Origin of the sequence: Rummeliibacillus sp. TYF005 (assembly GCF_003844195.1) — a bacterium.
Lineage (GTDB): Bacteria > Bacillota > Bacilli > Bacillales_A > Planococcaceae > Rummeliibacillus.
The window spans coordinates 165,328-190,734 of the sequence record NZ_ML122541.1 but is presented as its reverse complement, the minus strand read 5'-3'; the positions used below and the strand labels follow the sequence as shown (position 1 = coordinate 190,734).

Here is a 25,407-nt window from a genome sequence, read left to right as displayed (position 1 = left end):
CTCCTTTAAGGTGCCGGAATTTCTTTAACTCGATTAGTAAATCTGTGGATGAGCGTCCATAAATGGCTTGTCTTTTTACTAAGCAACCAGTTTTCTGAATTAATTCCCATTGACTGCAAATACTTGTGTTCAGCGACTGTTAGGCGTTTACCATTCTTCATGCTTTCACCTTCAATCCTTGTAACCTAATGAAAGTTTTATTAGATTCAAAGTTTCAATAATCCCATCTACTTTCCCGGACTGTTCTTCTCTTCGTATTGAGCAATCAACGTAGTATCTATATTTACTTGGGTCTGTATACAATTCTCTGTTTGCTTCAGCAACTTCGTTATTTTTGAGATCCAGCATTTTTTCTTCGTCTTCTAAAAACTCTTCGATTGAATGAACAATTTTATGAATGAAATCATCCTTATCAATGACTTTGCTGTGAAGATCATCTACAGCTTTGTCTTTAAAATAATTACTTTTAGAATCTACTAATTTGACTAAGCTTCCATTTTCATCAATATAGTTAACACTTGTAATTTTGTTTTCGTATATAGTCGAACCCTTGATTTCGAACTCTTTGCCATCTAATAAAAGAACTTGTTTCATTTTGATTCCTCCCATTTCATACGATTATTTTTATTCGATTCAAGCAACATTAAATATCTCAGATACCCGGGTAACTTCCGCCATTGCTTGTTGTTGATTAGCATTAGACCACCTCATATTGTGCGTTGGTGTCGTCAATGATAAATGTTCCAAAATTATCCGATTGAAAACTTTCATTGCAATCTTCTAAATCATCAGCGTTAGCAGGTTTATGAGTAAAATTGAACTTACCATTAGTTCTAATTTCTAAATCCATTCCCATTACAACTTCATCTGGTTGTACAGCCTTCAAAAACTCATTAGGAACATCAATTTCAAGCGCTCTAGCTAATGCGATTGCTTTACCTATGTGTTCGTTGAATACGTCATCAGGTGCGCATTTGGCTATTCCTCTTTTTGTAACTAATCCATAATTTAAATCTGTAATTAAGCAAACTACCGTTCGTTTTTTAGAATTCACAACAAACCGTATTTCAATTGGCGACTTGTTAAAAAGATAGTACCTTTTGTGGGATTCGACTTGTTCTTCCACAAACTTCTTAGCTTGTTCAATCAACTTCGCACGTTTCTGATTAGCAGTTAACTCAACCTCTGGAAACGGTAATTTTTCAGCTTGTACATCGATGACTTCGAATACTTCTACTGTGGAAGGAGTGCGTTCTCTCCAATAAATTAATCTGCCATCTGCAACTAATTCATCCACTATATCATCTTGTTTAACTGGTCCATATATTTCACCTGACTTTAAACCTCCAACACTTATAGTTGGTCTGATATAGTCACCAGGCTTAGCTATTCTGTTCACACGTTTAAGTTTTAATCCATCATGTTCGATGATTTCAGTTTCAGCTACAGTTGCTGTTGTTTCTTCCACAGTTTCAGTTGATGTTGAAGCAACTTCACTTTCCAATTCTTCTGCTAAAGCTTTCATGCGTTCTACAATGTTTAATACTTTTTCAACGTTCAATTGCTTGTACATTTGAGTTCCTCCTTTGGATTATCCTTATTTCAAAAATTATTCATCGATGTTTGAAAAAAACTCTTAAAAGGATTCAAATTTTTCTCTTCTAAGAATTCATTTAATGTAAATACTTCTGACAAATTATATTCAATCGCATTAGCTCCACGTTCTTGTAAATAACGTACTAATGTCGATTTACCTGTAGGTCCTTGTATGCCTTCTACAATGATTGGTTTTCCGATACTAATCGCATATAGTAATCTTTCAATATCACAATTTGATAAAATACTTTGCAAGTATTTGTAATCATGTTCAATTATTTCTTCCTCACTATCTGCTGCAACAGGTTGTGAGGATTTTTGTTTTTCATTCATGTTTGTTCTCCTTTCACGAAAATATTAAGTAAAAATTATCTTCCAGAAACTTAGACATCTTACTTGCTAGGAATGCCCATTTCTCTCCTGACTTTTTTGGATAATAAACAAATCCACCATTTTCGACATCTAATACTTTTTTGAATCTAGGTTGATATAGTAATTTTTCTTTTAGCCATTCCTGTTTTTTGTTTGTTCTTTTTTCCAATTCCTTCATTGACCAAAAGCAACCAGTTAGTTTTTCTTGTTGTAGTTCTTCAAGTTCAATTTTATTTACAAGCACATAATCTTCTGGCACCGGAATTGTCAAATTAACTTGCATCTGTTGCATTTAATCACCTCAATCTAAATAGAAAGTATTTTTCTAATATGTTCAATATGTTCCTGAGCTTTTGGTCCATCTTTTCTACCGTTGATAATGTCAGATAGATAAGCGTTTGAAATACCTACTAAATCAGCAAGCTCTTTCTGTTTCATCTTTCGTTTAAACAGTTCTGATCTAACTTTTACGCCTAATTCTTGTTGCATAAACTAAACCTCGCTTTCCTTAAAAATTCATACCGTCATTAGCTCGGTAAAACAGTGTTTATCAGAAAAGTTAAAAAATAAGCTAAAATATTTGCTAATTTTGTTGACTGTAACTAACGAATTTGTTAGTATATAGACATAGCTAAATAAGACTTATAAAAGCCTATAAATTAACGCTTTAACCGTTCCCCAACGTTATTAAAGTTATTTTATTGGTTGTATTTTTTATACTTATTTAGCTGAATAATTAGCTTATGAACACAGTATACTAACATATGTGTTAGTTGTCAACTATATTACTAATATTTTTGTTAGTTTAAGTGTTCTAGCGTTAAGGATGGTTGATATGACTACGTTAGAACGTATAAAAAATCTTTGTAAACAATTTAATATTAGTGTGACGATTTTAGAAGAGAAACTTGATTTTCCTAAAAACACTCTTTATCAATGGAATAAAAGAACACCGAGTGTTGATAAATTAGAAAAAGTCGCAGACTACTTCAATGTTAGTATTGATTATCTTCTTGGACGTACTGACAAGAGAAACTATTTTGACCTTACTGCAAAAGATGAACGGGATATTCAAAAAGAACTTAATAAAATAATTGAAGGACTTAGTGATACAAATGGAAGTTATGCTGCTTTTGATGGACAAACTTTAGATGATTTAGACGAGGAAGATCGTGAATTGTTAATCGCATCATTAGAAAATTCTTTACGCTTAGCTAAACGTATTGCGAAACAAAAATTCACCCCTAAAAAATATAGAGATAAATAAGATTCTAGGAGTGTTGAATTTGGATAGAATTAAAGCTCAGGTAGAACGTTTAATCTACAAATGTGGAACAAACAACCCATTCACTATCGCCGAAAAGATGGGTGTTCAAATTGTATATGAACAGTTAGGAAAAATCCAAGGATATTATAATAAAATTTTTCGTGTCCCAATCATACACATAAATGAAAATGCTGAGAATCCTCTGTTCGTATGCTCACATGAATTGGGTCATGCTATAAATCACCCAGATACAGATACATCTTTTTTAAAGAAATACACACTTCTTTCAAATGACAAAATCGAGGTAGAAGCAAATACTTTTGCGGTTGAATTGCTTTTACCCGATGATGTTTTGCTCGATTTAATACATACAAATTACACTATCTATGATGCTTTTCGAGCAAACGGAATACCAGAGGAATTTGTTTATTTAAAAAAGTTTAATAAGTAAAATTTTTTATTTCTAAAAGAACATATATTCTTATTTATGTATATGATAATTTTTTATTGTGAAAATAATAAATAAAGGAGGAAAACTTATGGCAAGTTTAATAAAGAGAGGTAGTACCTGGCAATATACAGTTAATAATTATGTAGATGGAAAAAGAAAACCAGTTGTTAAAGGAGGATTTAAAACAAAGAAAGAGGCTCAATTGGCGGCTGCTGAAATTGAAACACAATTGAAAAAGGGACAACAAGTTGTAATTAAAGAAATACCTTTTTCTCGTTATTTTGAAGAATGGATTGAATTATATAAATCAAATCGTTATAAGACGACTTACAAACGATATATAAATTCGTTAGATCGTGTTAAAGAATATTTCAAAGATATACCTATTCAAAAGATTACTCGAACTGATTATCAAAAATTTATAAATGAATACGGAAAAGGAAAATCCAAAGAGACTGTACGAAAATTAAATACACATGTAAGATCTTGTGTTAAAGATGCAATTGAAGATGGTTTTATTTTTATTGATTTTACTAGAAAAGTTGAATTAAATGCTTCTAAAACAGCTAAAAAACCTTCAGAGAAACATTTAGATTACTTAGAAAGTGTAAGACTTTATAAAGAATTATTTAAACGTTTAGATAACACAACTTCAACATACCATTTAATACTTCTAGGTCTTGTTTCAGGTGCTCGATTTGGTGAATTAGTAGGTCTAACAAAAGATAGTTTTAATTTTAAAAACAATACAATTAATATAAAAAAAGCATGGGATTATAAAGACGGTTCTGGATTTGCACCATTAAAAAATGAACAATCAGAACGTACTATATCCATCGACAGAAAAGTTATGACTGAATTTAAGAAATTAATTTTATCGTTACCAGAAAATCCTTATGAATTAGTTTTCTTTCGTCCAACATCAACTAAGGTTGTAACTAACGAGGGAGCTAATAAATTACTTCGTAAATTATTAGAATCATTAAATATAGATACAATCTCAATGCATGGTTTACGACATACTCATGCGAGTGTACTTCTTTATAAAGGTTCTAACATTCACTCTGTATCTAAACGTTTAGGGCATTCAGATATTCAAACAACATTAGATCATTACGCACATGTTTTGAAAGAAATGGAGCAACGTGATGAAATAATAGCAATGAATCTATATGCAAAATAATCTTGTTTACCTTGTATACTTTTTGTATACATAATTTTAAATTCCTATCTTTTTTAATCGCATTTAATTATAAATAAAAAAACGTTTAAAATGCTGATAAATCAACACTTCAAACGTTTTTAAAATCACTCTTTTATAAGCAATTTTTCTTTAATTATGTCCCAGGAGGGATTCGAACCCCCGACCGACTTAAAAATTCAGAAAATTTATACCTTAACTGAACTCTACGTTTTAGTTGTCTTATTACCACTTGACTGTCATTGTGAGAGTCGATACTCTTACGTACCTAGTACGAATTCATCTTCTATATCATTTTAGCACTGACTCTTCTATTATTAAAGCCATATTTTTTTCATTCCTTTTTATTGCTATTCTCCATCTTCTTCCTGTTTAGCTCTGACATCTATTCATAATTTTTCAGCATTCTTTTATTATTTCGGACTTGTTTTCTGACATTTGTAAAATCATATGGATACCTTACTTATTTAATAAAAGTTCAATTTCTCATTTTTATTTGATTTAGATACTGCTGCCTATTCATCACACTTTAAATTGCTTATTTAATCTTTTCTATTCATTCTCAATTTTCCTTTCACAATTGGTTAATACAATAATAAAAGAGAATCCAATTTTTATGCTAAAAGGGATTCTCTTTGGATACAATTTTAAATTTTAAAATTCATATCTAATTCTCTTAATCGCTCGTATTTTCTTAAACAGAGCATCATACTAATTAGTTTTTCAAAACCTTCACGCTCTTGCTCTGTATTAGCCCTATCCAGCAATTTTGAAAATACATTTTGTTTCTCCTCATTGATAAGAATTTCGCTAATATTAATATGAAGCTTATCTAATAATTGATTAAGTTGTGGAGCTGATGGTATGTATTTGCCATTTTCTACATTGTTAATAATATTACTATTAACTCCAGTTATTTTTTCCATGTCTAGTAGAGTACGATTCCCTCTTTTCCCCTTAACTTTGTCCGCTAATAATTTTTTGGATATTTGGTCTTTCATATATTTCTCCTCTTTATTTTATATATTAAAAAGGGTTATGAACTCTCTCATTGTCATTAGCCAATTTATAATTTATTATACCATTTCGTTATTCTAAAACATTTGTATTATTTACTTCTCTCACTTTCAGATAATTCTCCCCATTCTCTAAGAGAACTTATCCATAATATATTTCATTACATCGACTTAACACAATAATCCTATGCTTTAACATAAAAAAAAAGCACTTAATGTGCTCAAAAAATTTTGTGGGTTATATCTTCGCTTTATTTTTCTCAAGCTCTGAATTGAATTTTTCCTTAGCTTCTTTAAAAGATTGATTTTCAATAAAATAAGCAATGCTAGATTCACATAACGCTAAAGTTCCTGCAGCTGCTACTGCACCAGAAATCGCTGACCCTGCACCTGGTATCAGTTTCGCTAATTGTCGAGCAACTTGTCTTAACGCAAAACCAATACCAACATTAACCCCTAATGCACCTATAAATTCTTTAATTGAATCTTTATTTATTTTTCTTCCACTTATAGCAGCAATAATAAGTATCATAGTAGTTTGCAGACCGGTAATTACAGGTAAATCAGCTATCGGAATAGGTACAGCCCCTACTCCCCCACACAAAGCAGAAATCCTTTTACCATATTTTCTTGCTAACTTTTTTTGGACAGATTTCATTTTAGACAATTTAGCCAACTGCAATTGTGCATCGTTAGGCAATTTTTCTATTAGATAGTTTAATAATTCGTCTATATTCCATACTGTTTCTTCAACCAGTTTTTTAGTATTCTCATCAAACATTTTATACGCAGCCGTAGGAATTACTTTTACTTCATATGGTGTAATGTTGTCTAATTTACGACTTAATTCAGAAACTGCCTCCTTTATATTATTTTGTTTAACAGTACTAATAAAAGGTGGTTCTTCTTTTTTAGGTGTTAACTCATCAACTTGAGTAACAACACCAACTACTGGAATTTCATAATCATGTAATTCTTTCACAATATTTATTAGCTCTTTTACTTGCTCAATATCTTCATCTATTCTTGCCCCAACTTCTTTTGCTTTAGATAAGAACAATATCACATCAGGACATTTATCTTTTACGGCTCTTTCTAACTCTTCTATAGGAGTTTGTTCTTCTGCACACTCTTCTGGCTTGTCCGATTCACCTAGACCACGTGTATCTAAAATTTCTAAGTCTCCTAATTCCGATTTATAAGAATGCCAATTCCCTCTACCTGTTTGAGCTTTTACATCTCCTGTTTCAGCTACATAAGTATTAAAAATTGCATTAATTAAACTAGATTTGCCCGACCCCCTTCTTCCTACTATCATAATTCTCGGTGCACGTGAATCTAAAGCAAAAGCTCTAATTTCTTTTAGCTCTTTTAATATCTCATCTTTAATTTTTTCTGGAATACTCGACTCTGTTAAAGCATTAATTATACTTTTCAATAATTCCTCAAATTCAAGTTTGTTATCTTTATCCATGATAAATACCACCTTAAATTAATATACCTTAATAATAGCATTTACAATATTGGAATAAAATACAAAAGACAAGTCAATTATTAAAATTCCGACAAAAAATTTAATGATTTCACAAAGTTTTTTGTTTTATTAAAACCTGTTTTAACTGCTCTCGTCTTGCCTTTATAGTATTAGTTACTGTTTTTCTAAACTTTTGAGCAGTTTCGCATACTTTTCTTCCCACTGAAGAACCAGCCATATATCCAACCGTTCCTCGTAAAATTGCGAAACAAAGTGGATGATATTCTCTCTTTACTGGATATTTATCAAAATGGAAAGTGCATTGTTAATGCGGGATGTGTATACAAAAGACAAAAAGGATTTTCTCACTCACTAATCATTCAATTGGAACGATTGAACAGTCAATTATCTGTTTATTACTGTGAAGTGGAAGAATACTCCCAAGAAGAGCAGTCTGGACTTTCTGCTCTTCTTCGGTTTTATTTATCGCTTTTTAATTTATTTATATCTCTTCTTAGAACTTGAAGATTTTCTAATTCAGTTAGACCACCTTTCGCCATAGGTATGATATGGTCCACTTGGAAGTATAATCTACTTTTAGCCTTAAATCCTGAAATGGAGCAAGTGTAAAATCCATTTTCATCTTTTGACCTTTCATATACCGCATCTGTTAGTTGCCTCCAATATTGCGGGTTAATATTTTGTATTTCGTGGAGAGTTAGCTTATTTATATGAATCATCTCTGGAATAACAGTTGATTCTTTAGATGACATATAGTAAATATCAGGTTCTTCTAATTTTAGTACCTCGTTATCTAAATATTTTCTAAAATAGAGTTTGTTATATCCGAAGTACACTTTTAAGAAATTCTCTTCTTTTTCCCATAGTTCATCCAAATATTCTTTCTTTCGCTTACCACCAAGTTCATTTTCATAAATAAATTGAGCCACATTTGAAATATCAAATTTCTCTCTATCTTTAAATTGTAAGAATGATGGTTCTATACCTTTTAAAGCAAAGTAACTAAGAATATCTTTGATGTCCTGCTTGTTATAGTCTGGAATCATTTCAAAGCCTGTAAAATAAGCTTCTTCAACTTTTTCGGCTAAAACATCAAGCTGTTCTTCGGTAAAGAATTCAATTTCATTTAACTGATTCACTTCGAAGAAGACAGGTAATTCATCAATAAATTTCTGATATGCTTCTTGAGTACTGTCATAAACTAGTACTTCGCAGTTTTTGATTCTGTCTTCATCATGCTCCGATGGTATCATTAATGAAAATGTATAAATACCAATTGGAATTGTTTTTATAAAATCTATACTTTCTAATTTGGTAGTATCAATAGATTCGTCTATGATTTTTACAAATTCTTCAATTTTTTGTATGGATATCAGCCTTGCCAGTTTCCCTATGTTTTCTTTATTATTTTCATCCCATGTGGCTGTTTCCTCTATATATAATTTTTCTGGATTTACCCATGCGATTTTATTCTTCCATCCGTCTATAAAGCTAACAATATACGCCTTTTCAGTTCCACCTGTTTTTTTTCCTCTTAAAGCCCTACCAATCATCTGTGTCATCAGAATACTTGAAATAGTTGGTCTCGTTAGAAATACCGTTTGAACATCAGGTAAATCGGTTCCCTCCGTCAAAATATTTACATTAATAAGAACATCAATTTCATTATTTTTAAACTTTCTAATTCTTTCTCTATTTGCCTCATTTGATAAATCAACGCCAGTTGCTATATGTTGCTCTGATGAAATTACATATTCAGATGCAATCCCTTTTTCATTGAACAATTTATTTAGTTCAATCGCATGTATTTTGTTTACTGCAAAATACAAGAAGTTTGCCATATTCATCTTTGTTATCTATGTACTCTTGGACAATCCTATTATTTCGCACTTTATTTTCAGCAATATGCTTGGCAATGTCTTCTGGAATACTATCAAACGCTTGAATTCTTTTTATATCCTGTTCACTTAATTCCTTCGTCATATCAATTTCTGTTTCTAACTCTTTGAATATTGGCTCTGAAAGGATTCCTCGGCTAATAAGCGTCCTTAAATCAACTTTATAAACAATGTCATCCTTAAAAATTTTCTTCAATAATCCTTTTTCTACTTCTGCAGTTCTAAATGGAGTTGCAGTCAATCCTAAGATTCCTAATCTATTAGACTTTTCATTTAACAAATCAATTAATTTTCTATAAGTTTTTGCAGTTGCATGGTGAGCTTCATCAACTACAAGAAATATTTCATCATTATAATTCAACCAATTATTCACTAAATAGTTTATCCCTCTATTTAGACTATCTGTACTTGCAATAATAAAATCATCATCTTCTTTGATATTTACAGGTCTATCGTGTTGACCAGATATGATTCTATATTTAAATTCTTTTCGCTTACTAAGCAAATTAGAAAAAGAATTTTTTTTAACTGCATAAAGTGCCTGTTCTAATAATTCATGCCTATGAGCTACCCATAAAACCTTCTTGTTATTATTTATTACATTTCTTAGGACCCATTGTACAGCAGTTAGAGTTTTTCCTCCCCCTGTCGGTATCACTAATAGTCCTGAAAATCTATTTGCATGATTGTTTGTTATATTTTTGTCTAGTGCTTGTAACGCTTCAGTCTGATGTAAATAAAGTTCTATAGGATTTCTTTCCTCACTAACCTTAATCATTCCTGCATATTTACTTTCTACTAAATTTTGCATTGTTTTTCCCTCCCCTTCAATAATTTCAAACGTCACTCTTTCATCAATATCTAATTCTGACCAATCTAAGTCTTTCTCTTTCACAATAATTGCAAGACTATTTTTATCAAGACATTGATTAACCTTATCTATTAATAATGAATTTCTTCTCTTATATCCTAATTGGTCAAGAAAAGTCCGTAACTTCATATTTAGCTTTCTATTTTTTCGTTGGCTAATTTCCTCTTTTAAATTTAAAATGACTTTTTCTATTTGTTTCATCCATTAATACTCCTTTATTAAAAGCTACTGACCAAAATATAAATTCTATCTTACATTAAGACCTTGAGGAACCTTGCTCATTATTTAACAAATCATAAGAATCTCTCAAGGGTTTCTGAACACTCTTTCTCATATGGGCAGTTGTTCATTTTCCTTCATCAGTCTTTCTTAAAAGATGAGCAACTTTCCTTATGAATTCTATTCATACTAGCCCTTGCATCCGTTACACTAAAGTAGTTAAACACGTGCACTTATTTATTGCTAAGCAATTCATAATCATTATTATTTTGTTTAAATAGCTCATTCATTTATTTAATTTCTTCATCCCCCCCAACAAATGTCGTAATGAAATATTTTTCACTGTTAGTTATATACTTCACTCAATTTTATACCTCATGTTTCGAACTGCATGAGATTAAAGTATTTATTTTCTAAAATATATAAAATTTCGAAATATTCCACTTTAATTTTATGTTAACATTTGATATTGAGGAAGTCCTTAATATTGAAAAATTGCTACGGAGGTAAAGCGATGCCAAATACTGATTGGACAAAACTTAATTCATTACAATTAGGAAAATACGCAGAGTATTTTACTAAAATGGAGTTTGCATCCTATGGCTGTGATGTCTATACATCAGAAGTGGATGACCATGGAATAGATTTTATTATAAAAGATAAAAATGGTCGATTTTGCGAGATTCAAGTGAAATCTAAAAGTGGAACGGGCTATGTGTTTATGCAAAAGAGTAAGTTCGATATAACTAATAAAAATCTATATCTTGCTCTTTTAATTTTTGAAGTTGGAAGAATACCAGATATCTTTCTTATACCATCTAAAACATGGGAAGTACCGAATAAAGTGTTTGTTGATAAAAATTACGATAAACCCGGACAAAAAAGTGCTCCTGAGTACGGAATTAATATCTCAAAAAAGAACTTTTCCTTACTTGAAATCTTTAAATTTGAGGACATTATCAAAGATTTTTTATAGGAAAAGTACACTTTTATCTTATTTATCATAGAAAATTGAATTTGCCAAAACAAAATTATAAGATAAAATATTATGTTAAGCAATGACTTCAATAAACATGTACTTATACTATAATAAAATGTAAAAAAGGAGAGGAAATAAATGGTTAGCAAGATTATAAATTTGTATGTAGATGATTTAAGGGACTGCCCCTCAGGATTCACAGTTGCGAGAAATTATGAAGAGGCAATACATTACCTAGAAAACTATAAAATCCATATCTTATCTCTTGACCATGATTTAGGTGTGGATAAGCAAGGTACATTATTACCGACAGGATATGATTTAGTTAAGTACATTTGTGAAAAGGGATTAAGAGCAGATAAAATTTACATTCATACCGATAATGTCGTTGGAAGAGAAAATATGTATCAAACGCTAAAAGCTGCTCAAAGAAGAAGCTTTATAGATAAAGATATAGAAATATATCATTATTCAATTACTCCAAATAAATATTCTGGTTAAAAGAGCTGATTAACAGCTCTTTATTACTAATATGTCAGGTTAATGTGTCCCAGTTCAGCGTTCTATATAACCCCTACATCTTCTCAAAATTTCTCATATATCGTTATTTATTTTGTTTCACTCTGCATTTCTATCAAGAACAAAAAACATGAGTGGATTTTTATAGAAAATTACATTTTATACTCATACTGCTATCATTTAACTATTAATTTATAATGCATTAACAACCTTACTACTATATTCTTCCCAATAGTTCTCTTCATCTCCCCATATTTCATGTAACCAAATATACATCATTATTATCTCAAGGTATTGCTTTTTCCCCTTAATAAACGGTTTCTTTGAAATTTTTGTGTAAAGCGAATTAAGGTTAAATAAGTTTGTTTTTTGTTTGTAATCATACATATATGGTGTCAACTCTTCATTGCTCTTTATTTTATGTTTTAATGGCCATAAGGAATCATCATTAAAAAATCGTGATAATTAATCTGAAGCAAAAGCCCAAATATTCACTTTGTACTTATTCCAAGTCTTTTCTAACCACTCGTTGATTTCTTCGGCTAAAAACACTGAAGGGGTATTTATTTCTATTTCACTTTGAATCCTATGGTAATCTTTTATAAAAAGGAATAACATTTCTGTTTGACCTTTTAAAAATGAGTTCTTTTTTATTAGCTGAGCATAAGCATCATAAGAACAACTCCTAAATTCTTCATCTTTATTGTAAAGAAGAAATAGTTCATCCTTTTTGAGAAAACTTATTATAGAGCGATGGATATACTTTTCATGTACGTCATAAATATTAACTAACCATTCCTGAATTTCATTATCATACATTTCTAGTTGATTTCTGAACTTTACTAATCGTTCTTCGTTTAAAAATGTCTTTTGTTCCATTTCTTCAATATTTAAATACTGATTAAAATATTCAAAAACATAATTCACACAGATTCGCATGTTATCCATTCTGGCATCAATATCATATTCATTTATTTTATCTTCTCTTTTCCTTTTTGAAATATATTCTTCGAGAGAAAGCATTTTGTCACATCCCTTTATTTCTTTCAAAACTTATGTGTGTACCAAATTCCTAATTATTTTTAGAATAATACAATCGAAAGGTTTTAAAATAGTAAAGAATCCGTACATAAAAGTACTAATATTCAGTATAATGCCACTTTTGATAATTAATAAAATAAATAGCCTACTTCTAATAAAGAAGTAGGCTTACCTGTTAACTATACCATTGGAAAATAATTATTTATACTATTCATATTTATTCGCATTATCAATGATTGCGTATTACCTCAATTTTTATATTACCAGTTTTAGTATTTAAAATAAAATTAACATCAAAAGAAGATGGTTTCTCTAGGCTTTTCTCTAAATCCTCTTTAATATCTTTAAATAGTTCTTTTAAGATTTGATATGGTATTGTTTTTTTATTTATAGGTTTAAAAAATAAATTACATTCTTTTACTGTTGTTATGTACTCTTCCAATAAATATTCAATATGGTGACTAAGGTCATAACGAAATCTACTAAAATCCCCATTAAAAGTGAATAAACCTAAAAGAGGTATTTCTTCAAAAATAACTTGTTCAGATTCTTTTTGATTAATTTCGGCAATTCCAATTGTTTTAGAACTAAGTTTATAATTATGTATACGCTTTGAGCACTCCTTGCTTGGAACCTGTTCAATTTGAATATTCAAAAATACTTTGTTATATTTTTTAGTTTTTTTAGAATCTTCATCTATATAATCATTGCAAATGTTTTCTAGCTTCTCTCTAGAAATCTTTTTCCATTGTTCCATCATTGATGTTTTATTATATACTTCATAAATATATTTTGAATGGTATTTACTAAATTCATTACCTGAAGAGTAAACGTTTGTCCATACTTTCCCGTCGCTTAAATCTATAAAAATTCGAGCACACCCCTCCCAGTTATTAAATTCTCTTGCTGCTTTAGCGACACCTTTTAATTCTAAAGTTCTGTTCATATACATTTCCCCTTTCTTTTTACCTAATTTCCATCTATATTTAGTGTATTACTCCTATGATAAAATGTCTAACTTATAAGGTTCGAGTAAGGTTCGAGCAAATAAATTTTTTATGCAAAATAAAATTATTCTTCTGTAGTCTGGTGATTCAATAAACTCCACTTCCATGAAAAAAATATAACCACAACTTTAGAAACTAGACTAATACCTCTCTCTTCACACATTTCAATGAAGTTTCATCAATAGAAAATGCAAAAATCAATCTTCCTATTAATATTGATATATATTAAATCCCTTATATTCTTTATAATACTTTTAAAGCCAATTAAATTCCTCATTATGTAATTATAAACAAATATGATAATCAAGAAGTAGGTGGTAATAAAATGTCAACAGCAAAAACACTCTCTATAGAAACCATGAAAAAAATCGCTGAAGAACGTGGTGGTTGGTGTTTATCAGATAATTATATAAATCAATTAACTAAATTAACCTGGAAATGCTCAGAAGGACATATCTGGGAAACCACTCCGAAAACTATCAGAAAGGGAGCCTGGTGCCCTTTCTGTGCAAGACAGTGGAAAAATAGAAAAAGGCTCCCTAGTCTAGATATAGAAACTGTAAAATTATTAGCAAAAAGATATGGCGGAGAATGCTTATCAAAAGAATATACTAATAAAAACACGAAATTAACTTTTAAATGTAAAGAAGGACATATTTTTAAATTAGCCCCAGCATATCTACAAAGAGGTGGATGGTGCGCATATTGTATCGGGAGATATAAAAATTCAATAGATAGTATGCGTGAAATAGCTGAAAAACATGGTGGTATGTGCTTATCGAAATCTTACAAAAATGTTTTCACAAAACTCAAATGGAAATGTGCAAATGGGCATATATTTGAGGCAATTCCTAAACATATAGTGAATGGACATTGGTGTCCTAACTGCACTCTTTATTTAAATGAGCAACGATGTAGATATATACTCGAAACATTGTTAGATGTGAAATTCATTAAAGACCATAATATTCTGAATGGCTTTGAGCTTGATGGGTACAATGATGATTTAAAACTTGCATTTGAATATCATGGAAAACAACATTTTGAACAAGTTGATTTCTTTTATTCTCGAGGAGATATGAGTTTAAACGATAGAATGGAAAGAGATAAATTAAAAGAAAAGCGCTGTAAAGAATTAGGAATTGACCTAATTATAATTCCATATACAGTCGAACCTGAAGAACACATTACATTTATAGCGAACGAACTTACAAAAAGAGGTTTTCAATTTAAAATAAATCCGAATGATATTAATTTTGAAAATTATTCTTTTACTAATCAAAGTTTAAAAGAAGTACAAGATATTGCGGAATCTAATGGTGGGAGATGTTTATCAACTGTTTACATTAATGCAGATAGTAAAATGAATTTCGTTTGTAAAAATGGGCATGAGTTTAAGATGACTCCTTATAATTTAAAAATTGGGCGTTGGTGCAGAGAATGTTTTTACATTGAAAGAGCAGGTGCTTCACAACGCCTCGATTCTAATGAAATGTATAGAGTGGCAAAAGAAAAAGGCTGGGAATGTCTTTCTACTGATTATAAAAATGCAAGAACTAAGCTCATATGGAAATGTGAAAAAGGACATATTTTTGAAAGAACGCTTGCACATGTAAAAGAAGGTCGAGGTTGCCCCAATTGTAATAAACGTAAAAAATGAGATATTGTGTTTTTAACACATAAGAATACGTATTGAATTGCAATTACAGAATGCTGCGATTTTACTGGAGTGTCATAGTGCATGAGTACCAAATCAAGATACTAGCGATATCAAAAGCTAGCTTTGTCTACGACAAAATATCATGTCTACCACTCCATGTAGTCGCAACGTCTTCTTAAAGAGAAATATGGAATAAAGGGAGAAGTTCTAAATAAAATAGACAACTAAATGTAAATAAATCTTCACTTCAAAAAAAATTTAACATTTAACTAAACAATGAATTTAGTAAATTATTTGCTTCTGTTTCGCTAGGTAAATTTATAGCACTTGCAACATAAATAACTATCGGTAATGAATTAGGATATCCTTTTGCTTTAAATTGATAAAACCTATGAGCATAATTTTTTCCGGATGGACCTAATATCTTTTCTTCTCTAACTAATTCAAATAAATTATTATAATGTTCTAATACTTCAACCCATGATTTTCCTATCCCTATTATTCTCTTTGGCTTTCTTTCAATCGATAACTCATGAATAGTATTAATTGCTAGATTAGTAGCTTCAATTTGTTCTATCCATTCTTGTTTCAACGCTTTAGATATTTTCCAATTCTTAGAGTGGTAAGGGAAAAACTCTATTGTATGCAAAAAATCAAACTTCATTTTGAATGCTTTTTCACACATCTTTTTCATTTTAGTTCGCCAGTCTCTCGGAATTTTATTGAATTCTAATTCTCGTTTTAAAAAATCATTTTTCCCCCAATGTAAATGTCTAAAAGCAATATGATGATTTGACATTTTAATAAGAGACTCATCATCTAAATGAGCAAACTCTGGATAATAAATTCTTAAGGAATTTACATCTTTTTCCCCAGGATTTATTAAAAGCATTAATATATCATTAGATATGTTTTCGGTTAAATATCCGTAAAATGGTTCGGGTGCAAACTCAGTTTGAAATTTAGCTTCAATTTCTTCAGGAACACTTTTTATCTTATTCGGGTTTAACTGAAAGTCAGTCAATATAGCCTCTTCGAAATACTCTTTCCAATAACTATTTAATTTCTCTATATTTGATTTCATAGTTCTCCTCCCTAAATTAGCTAAAGAATATTAGAAGATAGCTTCCAATAGATAAATCGTAATAAGTTTTTTGTATTTTATTGATAACTGTATTCTTTCCATAAATCTTTTAACTTGTTAATCTTGACTTATAGCTCTGATTCTAAATCAATTCTAATATTTCTTTTTTCTTTAAGATATTTGACGAAAAAATCACCAAGTAACTTTAAGCTAGAATAATAACCTATCATTTTACTTTTATCTAAAGTATTATTTAGTTCAGCTTCATGTATTAATTTATGGCGAAACTCAATCATTTCTGAAAGAACTGATACCAGCGTTTTCTCTTGTCCATCGATTGAGATTTTATGAGATAAGATATCTTTATACAAATCAATTCCGATATACTTTTCAAACGCTTTATTTGCCGATTTAAAGTTCTGAAAAGAATACTCTTTTATTTCTATATCAATAATATTTTTTTCACCGTTGATAAGTTCCTTGACAACATTATAAGGTAGTTGCCTATCTTTCTTTTTATAAATTAGATTCTGTGCCTCTTCATTTGTTTCAATATACCTATAAGTAAATGTTTTTAGGAAGTTTTCCATTATTGATACGAAGAAGGGAAGTAACGTGTTATTTCTCAGGTAGTTTTTTTCAAACATTGGTGGTATCCCTAATTCTTCGTAATGTTTTACTTTTTCTAAATCTACTTCTTCAATTAATCCTTCAACCATATCTAAGTTTCTAACAAAGCTTAAATATGCATATCCACATGCTATATCAGTTTTGGAGAGTTTAGGCAAATCATTTTCAAAATCCCCCTCTTCTTCATCTCTATATACTGTACCGCCAAATTTATCTTCTAAGAATTTTATGGTGTCTATTTGTTTTTGAAAATCATAGTAGCTTCGTCCAGCTTTTGTAGATGTTCCGCAGCTGGTCTTCACTAATTTTTCTTGACCCTCCACAAAATGTTGTATATCGTATCCAAAAGAAAACCAACACCCCCTTGTTGAACTATAATCATAATCGAACCAATAATATGTATTCTCATACTCTGATTTTTCGTAACCTAGACTAAGAATTGTTTCTTCTATTTCATACTTATCTATATATTTGTCAATAAGTAAATCTAGCTCAATTCCCACTTGGAACCTCCACCTAAAATGTTTATTTGTAATATTGGATACAATAATTATCGATTTATCCTTTCATAATTTAGGATTTACCAATAGTTTGTGAATCCATCACATTAAGCTTTTCATTATACCCTCTATCTTCTTAAATTCTTTCTTAACGTTTTTATTTCTAATTAAAAACGAACTATTCATCTAATATTTCAAATTTTTTTATTATGTTAAAGAATTCATGTGAATATTCATTAATTTGAAAAGCTCCCCATGCATTTCCGAAATTACCTAATCCACCAACACCATACCCCAAAACTTGTAATCTTTTTAACTTTTCAATACTATTTTCTAACTCAAATTTATTAACTCCGCTATTTTCAATTTCTTTTTGCATATCGTGCACTCTAATACCTTGTATATTATCTTTAAATGTTCTGTACAAAAATTTGAAATAATTTAAGTCCATATCATTTAACGACTTTAATGCATTTATTATTACAAAATCTTTGTACTCAAGTTCTTTTAGTTCATGTAAAATTATACCTGCATAATATCCCATTATTGCTGAACAAGTAGAAGACTTTGTTTGAATACTAGCTTCAATAGTTTCTGCAATATACTCTAGGTTTTTCTCATTTTTTAAGTATTTTTCTAATCTACTAAAATATTCATCATCTAATTCTTCATCTATTAATGAATCTGCTAATTCTTTTAAAAATTTTTTAAATTTAATTTTTTTATCATATTTAATGCTTGGATTCCATATTTCACTGGTGATATATATTTTCCTACCTCTTCAGCGATATCATTAAATTCTGTAAGCTCATCATCAATTCTTTCTAAAATTTCTTTTGAACTTTTCAATAATCCTGAAATAATACTAACCTCATTTACACTCTGTGCCATATCCTCGTACTCCTTATTTTTCAAAAACTATTAATTTTTTTCTCTAATCAAAAGAATTCCTTTGCTCTTTATAAATGTTGTAATACGGATTGATTTACCCAAATCTTATCACTTTAATTCATCTTTTTTATTTGTAATTGTTCATAAAGCTTAACTTTGTTATAAAAAGTATTTCTTTTTAATTCCATTTTTCGCATCATTGCAACTGCTGTCATTTCCCCCTTTTTCCAAACCGGATATAGTTGGTTAAATTGTTCAACTTGTTTTTCTGTTAATTGTGCTTTAGGTCTTCCCAAATGCTTTCCTCTTCTTCTAGCTGCTTCTATTCCCTCTTTCTGTCTTTGTTTAATCTCTTCTCTTTCTTTTTGTGCAAACGCACCAAGTATAGTGAGGATGATATCATTAATTGCCTTACGCATAACATCACTTGTATCATTACTAGTATTTAGCATGGGTTCCTTAATGAACTTCAAATTAATTCCATTATCATTAAACCAAGAATATTCATTTTTAATATCATCCATATTTCTTGAAAGTCTTGTTATACTATCAAATACAATTGTGTCGCCATCTCGTACAACCGCTTTAAGTAATTTATATTGCGGTCTCTCTATGTCTTTACCGCTTTGTTTATCGATAAATATTTCTCTATCATCAATACCTAATTTCCTCATAGTGTCAATTTGTCTATCTATATTTTGCTCTTTACTACTTACTCTTACATAAGCAAAAGTTTTACTTGTCATATAATCCCTCCACGTACTTTTATTTCTATCAAGTGTAACTCAAATGTTTGATAAAGGTATATCAAATTTATAGGATATCCTATAAAATTTTCATGTAATTTTCAGGACATAATTTAACTCTTAAAAGGAGATATATGTATAATAAAAAGTATCCTCTAAACCTTTACCTTATTCACACACATAAAAAGTGTGTTGATTTACCATAGAGGAAACTTGATAAAAAAAAGTAATAGCATAAATCGCCATTACTTAGCTAGCCAATGTTACACACTAAAAAGGAACATGTTGTTCTTCAATAGTACTTGTCATCATTGCTTCAATTCTTTTTTCTAATCTGTTTTCTAATTCAAAAACATTTTTCCATATTATTGTATTAATTTGTTTTACGTCGAAATGCGCTGCTTCGAAATCAGAATCCTTACAGGTGAAAATTACTTCTTTACCCATACCTTGAGCGAATCCTGCTTCATAATAAACCCCATTTCTATGTTGAGTAATATCTGCAATTACAAATTCCGCATTTCCTATTTCTTCTAATATTTGAGGGACAATTAATTGATTATGTTCTTTGTCGTCAATAATCATTGGCTTATAACCTTGTGCTCTAACAACTTCAATTATTTTTTCTCTTGCATCTTTCATATCCGAATCAAATGACATTGCTATAAATACAGACTTTAAAATTTCAGGAATTTGTATTCGGTTTCTAATAATTTCACGATGTATAATTTTTTTTAATCCATCAATTGATTTATCAGATGAGCCAATATTATCTATATATAATAATGAAATAAAAAACTCCTTATCATCTAAACCATTTATAAATTCCCAAAATTCGTCATAAATATAATGGTAAAAATAGATTCCAAATAATTCCTCATATTCTTTATGTCTATTTAATAAACTAATATCATATTCCATCTCATTGAAGAAATCTTTTATAAACGCTTCACTTAACCTAAAATATTTACGCTCAAAATCTTCCTTTTTTTCCACAATTGCATAATATTCATCATTCAATTCTTCTCTCCAAAGTTCGTGAGAATTTACTATGCCTCTTCTAAATGATGATAATATTTGGTCGTTAGGTAAATAACTAATGTATATATTCTTTATATGTCCCATAAAACAAGCCCCTTCTTTTTTACTATATTTTACAATATTAGAAATACCTTTTCGAATTTACATATTCAATTATATACTTTATTTATATATAGAAGAAAAAATGGACAATATGATATAATTGTCCACCTCTTATATATTTAAGCAACTGTTAGTTTATTAAACTTTAATAATTTTAGTATTCATATAGCGAATCCTGGATTTGCTTAAGTAAATCCTCTTTTTTATCTCCTTTTATCTTTGATAATTGTCCCAATTTTCTAATATTTTATTAGAAATGTTGCTGAAAACAAATAAATTATTTCTTTCAATAAATGCTGAAGGTTTTGGAAAACTCTCTTTATTTACTTTAAATATACCTTTAAATTTCTCCAAATCAAATAAATCTACACTAACTGTTTTTTCTTTTAGAAAATCTGGAATTTCATTATAAACAGGGATGTTCAATTTTTCTGTATTTAATTTTAAATAAAGCTCATAGTTCTTAGTAATACCATATAGTTCAAGTCTTTTTTTATAATCATTTGAATGGCTAATTTTCTTTTTTCTACTATAATGAATAAACATATCGGTTTTCAAATCATCATCCGTTAATAACTTTAAATTATTATCACTTATATATTCCTTTATATCTATTAATATTTCAATAGTATGTAAACCTATCTCATATCCTACAATATAATTATTTAAATAACTTTTTGGGATATTAAGCTCTGATAACCTTTTATATGAATGTTTATTTTCTTTGTACAAATTTATTTCACCATTAAAATCAGATGTATCTTTGACAACAAATATATCTTCTAAATCATCATCAAAATAAAAACCAATATTATTGTTATCATTAATCAATTTACTAATATACGGTAATTTCTTATACTTAATAAAATTAGATAAAACCATTTTAGGAAATGAAATTTCGCTTTTTTGCATTAAAGGCAACCCTTGTTTTTGTGACTCTAACTTTAAATCAAATACATACTCCGCTTTTTCAGGAATATAACCAATTGGTGAAGATTTAAAATGATTGTTATTGTATATTTCTTCCCTTTTATAATATTCATCTTTATATAAATTTCCATACTTTTCTCTAAAAACCAATTCTATAGTATGCTCTTCCCTTATCCTTGGTACAGTCCTATAATTTAATGGCAAAACTTCATCTTCAAAAATTATATTTTTTCCTTTTTCGTTAAATATTTTTTTATATCTCTCCCATGCATTTTTTCTTGATTCTAACGATGGATTATAATTTATATTATTTATTAAATAATATTCTTGTATATAAGAGAATTCTAACAAATAGGTAACATCTAATATGCTAAAACCCTCCAATAAATAATGATTAAATTCATTTAATTTTTCTTGGCTAAATTCCTTCAATACATAATCAGGTAGTTGTTGAATAAATGTTTTTTTTGAAAACATCCCATTTTCATTAATATTTTCATTGTTATCATTATTAGAATGTTGTTCAAGTTTTATTTTTTCAATCGAAATTTCGATTTCCTTATTAGTATTTCTGTCATTTAACACTAACTCAGTTCCATTACTATTAAATAATTTTATTTCTAAAACTGGATTTAGCAAAGTAGTTGCAAACATTATCTTATCTATCTCGGTAAGAGTCTTTTTTAATAAATCTTTTGTTTTAATTTCGCCTTCATAAATAACTTTCAATTTGCTTCTCCTAATAAAATGATATTTTTTTGATATATTCAAATCATATATTTATTATACAATATCTTTGTAATCTAACATTGATTAATATATGGTAAAGATATAATAAATATGGAATTACAGTTCTAAATATGAAAAAATTACTATAGTCAATATTTATATCATTTTATATTTAATTTTTATTTCATAGCATATATTATATGAAAATAATCTCCATACTAGGAATTCAAGTTAATAATCTATTAATATCAAAACTTTTGATATCATTGTTATGAAATTTAGTTATTTGTCGATAACTAGCACCAATATTAAAAGAGATATCTATAAAAAAATAACTCCTCAAAATTTTTCTTTTATTGCAATTGTTTTATTTTATCTAACTAACTCTATTACAAATTTCAAGACTTTTATGAATTGATTTCTTCTACCTATGTAATACTCTGAAAATAACAATATTTAGATATTTCTAAATTTTCCACTAATTATTATTGTGAAAAATTTATGAATTAGATAGTCCTACACCTCTATTTACAATGTACTTTAAAATACAAAAAAGAAGGGAGTAACTCCCTTCTTTTCTTAAACGTTACATTCTATTATTTGTTGAAATCACTTACTTTTCAACAAATCTTGCAATTTTTTTATTTTATCTACATCTATTTCTAAAATAAATTCCTTTAGTTGATTATATTCTTCAATTTTCCTTTTATCCATAATATGTGAATTATCTACATCAGTTATTTCATTTGGTGATATATTAAATAGTGCACATAATCCCATCAGTATTTTAGTAGAAGGATTGTTTCTATCTCCTCTTTCTAATCTCCATATATAACTTGGTGATACTCCTAACTTTTCCCCTAACTGCTCCCGTGTCCAACCAAGTTCTTTTCGTTTTGTTAATATAACATTTTGTATTTTATCTGTCGTCATAAGACCACTCCTCCTTAAAAGTAATGCTAACAGTAGCTACTATTTTGTTGTCACTTTATATTCTATTAATTTTATACATTTTTATAACAGTATCCTCTCTTTTAACACTTTTTATTATATTACACCTGTTTATTTATAAAGTAAATATTTTAATTAAATAGAAAATAGTGTAATTACAATAGTCAATAAAAATCACTTACAATAGTTGTTTAATAAATAATTTAAATAAGATATAAAATATTTGCTGCCACTAAAATATTATCTAAATCTGTAATACATACGATATTACCATCATGCTGGATATCTATAATTCTGTCCCACAGTTATAAAAAGCATCCCACAATCTATCAACCACTTTTATTCCGCTTTCTACTTTACTTCTCTCCTATTTTGTTATCACTGGTGCAATGTACGATGTGTATCTTAATTTATAAACTTATAACCTATATAAATGCCAACACAATACGTACACTTTCGCTTGCTTAAGCGATGCACAAAAAGAGACTTTGAAAACATGGTTTTAGTACCTATACATCATAGATTTTCAATAACCCTTAAGCTCGAAAAGAAAAAAGTAATTGCTCGCTAGTAGCAATTACTTTAAGTACAAATAATCTTTTTGATATTTTTAATTCAAACAAAAGTTCTCTCTTCTAATATCAGGTTCTCTTCTTTTCTATTGAGCCTTTAGCAAATTATCAATTTCATTAATTCGTTTTAATAATATTGATTTTTCATTTAATAAAGCGTCTTTATCATACTCTTGTTCTTTTACTATTGTTAATCCATCTGAAGATTTTTTTGTCACTTTCTCATATAAAGATAGAGGGATATTCTTTACTCGCATTACAACCTCTTCATCATAATCTAATGATGGATATTTTGAAGAACCACCCTTTTTAGGGAAATTTCCTGCCTTTAAGATTACATCATCATCGCCAATAAACACTTCCCTATCACGGCTACTTCTAGTAGCTAGCGTTCTTCCAAAAGCAATAAATTGAGAAGCCTCTGATGATTCATTAAGCCACTCAGCTTCCATCAAACAGATGTCTACCACCACTTTAGTAACTACACTAATTCCGTCTTCTCCGTAAACATCAATGAGCCTTTGCTTAACAACTTCTAAATCATCTTCTTTAAATTCCCATCGTTTTGTCGAACGGTCAAATTTCCCTTTCATTCTTCTAGCGTATTCCACAAATTTTAAATTATAGGGTGATTCTACCTTTACCTTACCGTCTTCTATTATTGTTTTTATCATATGTATTTCCTCCTCTAAACTAATAGTATTTGTTTCTTTATATAATGTTATTAAGCTTAAATATTTTTATAACAATTATTTATTTACTCGAACGAAAAATTACTCCAAAGAAAAAACATAATCAAAGAATCTCACGCTTCAGTCATTATGAAGATAGAAGATTTTCTCTCTAAATTATTCCGTAACTACTTCACCCTCTAAATCAAACTCTGTTGAAAAAAGTGATAGCTAATTAGCTACCACTAATAAATATCATCTAAATCAGTAATACATACGATATTGCCATCATCCTGAATATCAATAATTCTATCTCTGGTTATTTTGTACTTACTACTATCCAATTGCCTCCTTATCTTTTTAAAATATTGCTCAGCATCTCTCTTTGTATAAAATAATTCTGTCCCATACTCAATATTAAAATCTCCCCAACACTCGACCAACCATTTTGGTTCCACTTCCTTCATCCCCCTTCACTACTTTGTTATTATTATGATTTATTATAATGTTTGTCCTCACAAACTGATTTTACACTCTATTTATTTTTACACTTCCAACCTTCTCTAGTTTCTAGCCTATTATGGACTCCACCCCAATTATTGCTTGTGTTACGCATAATAAAAGGGAGAAGATTATATAGATTTTCTCCTAATGTATTTTAAAGCTATTAATATTTGCCTGATTCTTATTTTTCAAAATCGTTATATTTTCCACAGCCATTTCCTCTTTATTTGCATTAGGTACTTTGTTTGTTACGATAAAAGCTACTTAATCCACCTTTTTATAACATTGGATGTCCTCATTGTATCCTAAAAAAGAAGGTTAACATTTGCCTGCTTATAGGTCTATTTCTGATATCGTTAATAACCATCATTGTTTCAAAGGAATTAGTATTATATACATCAAAATAAGGTAAGTTTTAATAGATAGTATTACTTAAATCACCAAAACTAAAACATTAAAACCTT

At 29.0% G+C, this 25,407-nt stretch carries 28 protein-coding genes; 6 read left to right on the top strand and 22 right to left on the bottom strand.

Annotated features, from left to right (window positions below; genetic code table 11):
• Window positions 1–5: 5 nt before the first annotated feature.
• The 6 genes from CW357_RS18825 to CW357_RS00880 form a co-directional block, all read right to left on the bottom strand.
• Window positions 6–161, bottom strand: a complete 156-nt coding sequence (locus CW357_RS18825) for a DUF6906 family protein (RefSeq protein WP_371683565.1) — start codon at window positions 159–161, stop codon at window positions 6–8.
• A 10-nt stretch (window positions 162–171) separates the two neighbouring features.
• Window positions 172–594: a hypothetical protein gene (locus CW357_RS00900; RefSeq protein WP_124217111.1), complete on the bottom strand. Its 423-nt coding sequence runs from the start codon at window positions 592–594 to the stop codon at window positions 172–174.
• Between the two features lie 103 nt (window positions 595–697).
• Entirely contained in the window at window positions 698–1,573 is an 876-nt protein-coding gene (locus CW357_RS00895) for a hypothetical protein (RefSeq protein ID WP_124217110.1), read from the bottom strand.
• A gap of 29 nt (window positions 1,574–1,602) precedes the next feature.
• Window positions 1,603–1,929 carry a hypothetical protein gene (locus tag CW357_RS00890; protein WP_124217109.1) on the bottom strand — a complete coding sequence of 109 codons (327 nt, stop codon included), beginning with the start codon at window positions 1,927–1,929 and terminating at the stop codon, window positions 1,603–1,605.
• 13 nt (window positions 1,930–1,942) lie between these two features.
• Window positions 1,943–2,260, bottom strand: coding sequence for a DUF771 domain-containing protein (locus CW357_RS00885; protein WP_124217108.1), 318 nt, complete (start codon window positions 2,258–2,260; stop codon window positions 1,943–1,945).
• Window positions 2,261–2,274: 14 nt separating this feature from the next.
• On the bottom strand, window positions 2,275–2,457 hold the full coding sequence (locus CW357_RS00880; protein ID WP_124217107.1) for a helix-turn-helix domain-containing protein: 183 nt from the start codon (window positions 2,455–2,457) through the stop codon (window positions 2,275–2,277).
• A gap of 346 nt (window positions 2,458–2,803) precedes the next feature.
• Between CW357_RS00880 and CW357_RS00875 the strand changes: the two genes are divergently transcribed.
• The 3 genes from CW357_RS00875 to CW357_RS00865 all read left to right on the top strand — a co-directional run bounded on the left by CW357_RS00875 (window position 2,804) and on the right by CW357_RS00865 (window position 4,869).
• Entirely contained in the window at window positions 2,804–3,235 is a 432-nt protein-coding gene (locus CW357_RS00875) for a helix-turn-helix domain-containing protein (protein ID WP_124217106.1), read from the top strand.
• 19 nt (window positions 3,236–3,254) lie between these two features.
• Window positions 3,255–3,686, top strand: a complete 432-nt coding sequence (locus CW357_RS00870; RefSeq protein WP_241155029.1) for an ImmA/IrrE family metallo-endopeptidase — start codon at window positions 3,255–3,257, stop codon at window positions 3,684–3,686.
• Window positions 3,687–3,774: 88 nt separating this feature from the next.
• Window positions 3,775–4,869 carry a site-specific integrase gene (locus tag CW357_RS00865; protein WP_124217105.1) on the top strand — a complete coding sequence of 365 codons (1,095 nt, stop codon included), beginning with the start codon at window positions 3,775–3,777 and terminating at the stop codon, window positions 4,867–4,869.
• 665 nt (window positions 4,870–5,534) lie between these two features.
• On the opposite strand, the gene CW357_RS00860 is transcribed toward CW357_RS00865, so the two are convergent.
• From CW357_RS00860 to CW357_RS00845, 4 genes are all read right to left on the bottom strand, one after another.
• Window positions 5,535–5,888: a helix-turn-helix domain-containing protein gene (locus CW357_RS00860; RefSeq protein ID WP_124217104.1), complete on the bottom strand. Its 354-nt coding sequence runs from the start codon at window positions 5,886–5,888 to the stop codon at window positions 5,535–5,537.
• Between the two features lie 253 nt (window positions 5,889–6,141).
• Complete coding sequence (locus tag CW357_RS00855; protein WP_124217103.1) at window positions 6,142–7,377, bottom strand: GTPase family protein; 1,236 nt, start codon at window positions 7,375–7,377, stop codon at window positions 6,142–6,144.
• A gap of 479 nt (window positions 7,378–7,856) precedes the next feature.
• Window positions 7,857–9,239: a helicase-related protein gene (locus CW357_RS00850; protein ID WP_164489515.1), complete on the bottom strand. Its 1,383-nt coding sequence runs from the start codon at window positions 9,237–9,239 to the stop codon at window positions 7,857–7,859.
• The gene (locus CW357_RS00845; RefSeq protein ID WP_241155028.1) at window positions 9,193–10,368 is read right to left on the bottom strand and encodes a DEAD/DEAH box helicase; all 1,176 of its coding nucleotides are present in this window, start codon (window positions 10,366–10,368) and stop codon (window positions 9,193–9,195) included. Before CW357_RS00845 ends, CW357_RS00850 begins: the two co-directional genes overlap by 47 nt.
• A gap of 532 nt (window positions 10,369–10,900) precedes the next feature.
• Between CW357_RS00845 and CW357_RS00840 the strand changes: the two genes are divergently transcribed.
• Both CW357_RS00840 and CW357_RS00835 read left to right on the top strand, forming a co-directional pair.
• The gene (locus tag CW357_RS00840) at window positions 10,901–11,362 is read left to right on the top strand and encodes a DUF4365 domain-containing protein (RefSeq protein WP_206426801.1); all 462 of its coding nucleotides are present in this window, start codon (window positions 10,901–10,903) and stop codon (window positions 11,360–11,362) included.
• A 141-nt stretch (window positions 11,363–11,503) separates the two neighbouring features.
• Entirely contained in the window at window positions 11,504–11,866 is a 363-nt protein-coding gene (locus tag CW357_RS00835; protein ID WP_124217101.1) for a cyclic-phosphate processing receiver domain-containing protein, read from the top strand.
• 483 nt (window positions 11,867–12,349) lie between these two features.
• On the opposite strand, the gene CW357_RS00830 is transcribed toward CW357_RS00835, so the two are convergent.
• Both CW357_RS00830 and CW357_RS00825 read right to left on the bottom strand, forming a co-directional pair.
• Entirely contained in the window at window positions 12,350–12,907 is a 558-nt protein-coding gene (locus CW357_RS00830) for a hypothetical protein (protein WP_371683564.1), read from the bottom strand.
• 247 nt (window positions 12,908–13,154) lie between these two features.
• Complete coding sequence (locus CW357_RS00825) at window positions 13,155–13,871, bottom strand: hypothetical protein (protein ID WP_124217100.1); 717 nt, start codon at window positions 13,869–13,871, stop codon at window positions 13,155–13,157.
• Window positions 13,872–14,257: 386 nt separating this feature from the next.
• On the opposite strand from CW357_RS00825, the gene CW357_RS00820 reads away from it, so the two are divergent.
• Window positions 14,258–15,592: a zinc-ribbon domain-containing protein gene (locus CW357_RS00820; protein ID WP_124217099.1), complete on the top strand. Its 1,335-nt coding sequence runs from the start codon at window positions 14,258–14,260 to the stop codon at window positions 15,590–15,592.
• 265 nt (window positions 15,593–15,857) lie between these two features.
• Here CW357_RS00820 and CW357_RS00815 read toward each other — a convergent pair whose 3' ends face one another.
• From CW357_RS00815 to CW357_RS00770, 10 genes are all read right to left on the bottom strand, one after another.
• Entirely contained in the window at window positions 15,858–16,676 is an 819-nt protein-coding gene (locus tag CW357_RS00815) for a hypothetical protein (RefSeq protein WP_124217098.1), read from the bottom strand.
• A gap of 128 nt (window positions 16,677–16,804) precedes the next feature.
• Window positions 16,805–17,809: a hypothetical protein gene (locus tag CW357_RS00810; protein WP_124217097.1), complete on the bottom strand. Its 1,005-nt coding sequence runs from the start codon at window positions 17,807–17,809 to the stop codon at window positions 16,805–16,807.
• A 175-nt stretch (window positions 17,810–17,984) separates the two neighbouring features.
• A complete protein-coding gene (locus tag CW357_RS18130) occupies window positions 17,985–18,185 on the bottom strand; it encodes a hypothetical protein (RefSeq protein ID WP_164489514.1) in 201 nt (66 codons plus the stop codon).
• Window positions 18,186–18,502: 317 nt separating this feature from the next.
• On the bottom strand, window positions 18,503–18,697 hold the full coding sequence (locus CW357_RS00800; protein WP_124217095.1) for a hypothetical protein: 195 nt from the start codon (window positions 18,695–18,697) through the stop codon (window positions 18,503–18,505).
• Between the two features lie 113 nt (window positions 18,698–18,810).
• Window positions 18,811–19,443: a recombinase family protein gene (locus CW357_RS00795; RefSeq protein ID WP_124217094.1), complete on the bottom strand. Its 633-nt coding sequence runs from the start codon at window positions 19,441–19,443 to the stop codon at window positions 18,811–18,813.
• Between the two features lie 270 nt (window positions 19,444–19,713).
• A complete protein-coding gene (locus tag CW357_RS00790; protein ID WP_124217093.1) occupies window positions 19,714–20,568 on the bottom strand; it encodes a hypothetical protein in 855 nt (284 codons plus the stop codon).
• Window positions 20,569–20,799: 231 nt separating this feature from the next.
• Window positions 20,800–22,245 carry a hypothetical protein gene (locus CW357_RS00785; protein ID WP_124217092.1) on the bottom strand — a complete coding sequence of 482 codons (1,446 nt, stop codon included), beginning with the start codon at window positions 22,243–22,245 and terminating at the stop codon, window positions 20,800–20,802.
• A 609-nt stretch (window positions 22,246–22,854) separates the two neighbouring features.
• Window positions 22,855–23,178, bottom strand: a complete 324-nt coding sequence (locus CW357_RS00780) for a helix-turn-helix domain-containing protein (protein ID WP_124217091.1) — start codon at window positions 23,176–23,178, stop codon at window positions 22,855–22,857.
• 676 nt (window positions 23,179–23,854) lie between these two features.
• Window positions 23,855–24,442 carry a hypothetical protein gene (locus CW357_RS00775; protein ID WP_124217090.1) on the bottom strand — a complete coding sequence of 196 codons (588 nt, stop codon included), beginning with the start codon at window positions 24,440–24,442 and terminating at the stop codon, window positions 23,855–23,857.
• 242 nt (window positions 24,443–24,684) lie between these two features.
• Window positions 24,685–24,897: a hypothetical protein gene (locus CW357_RS00770; RefSeq protein WP_124217089.1), complete on the bottom strand. Its 213-nt coding sequence runs from the start codon at window positions 24,895–24,897 to the stop codon at window positions 24,685–24,687.
• Between the last annotated feature and the right edge of the window lie 510 nt (window positions 24,898–25,407).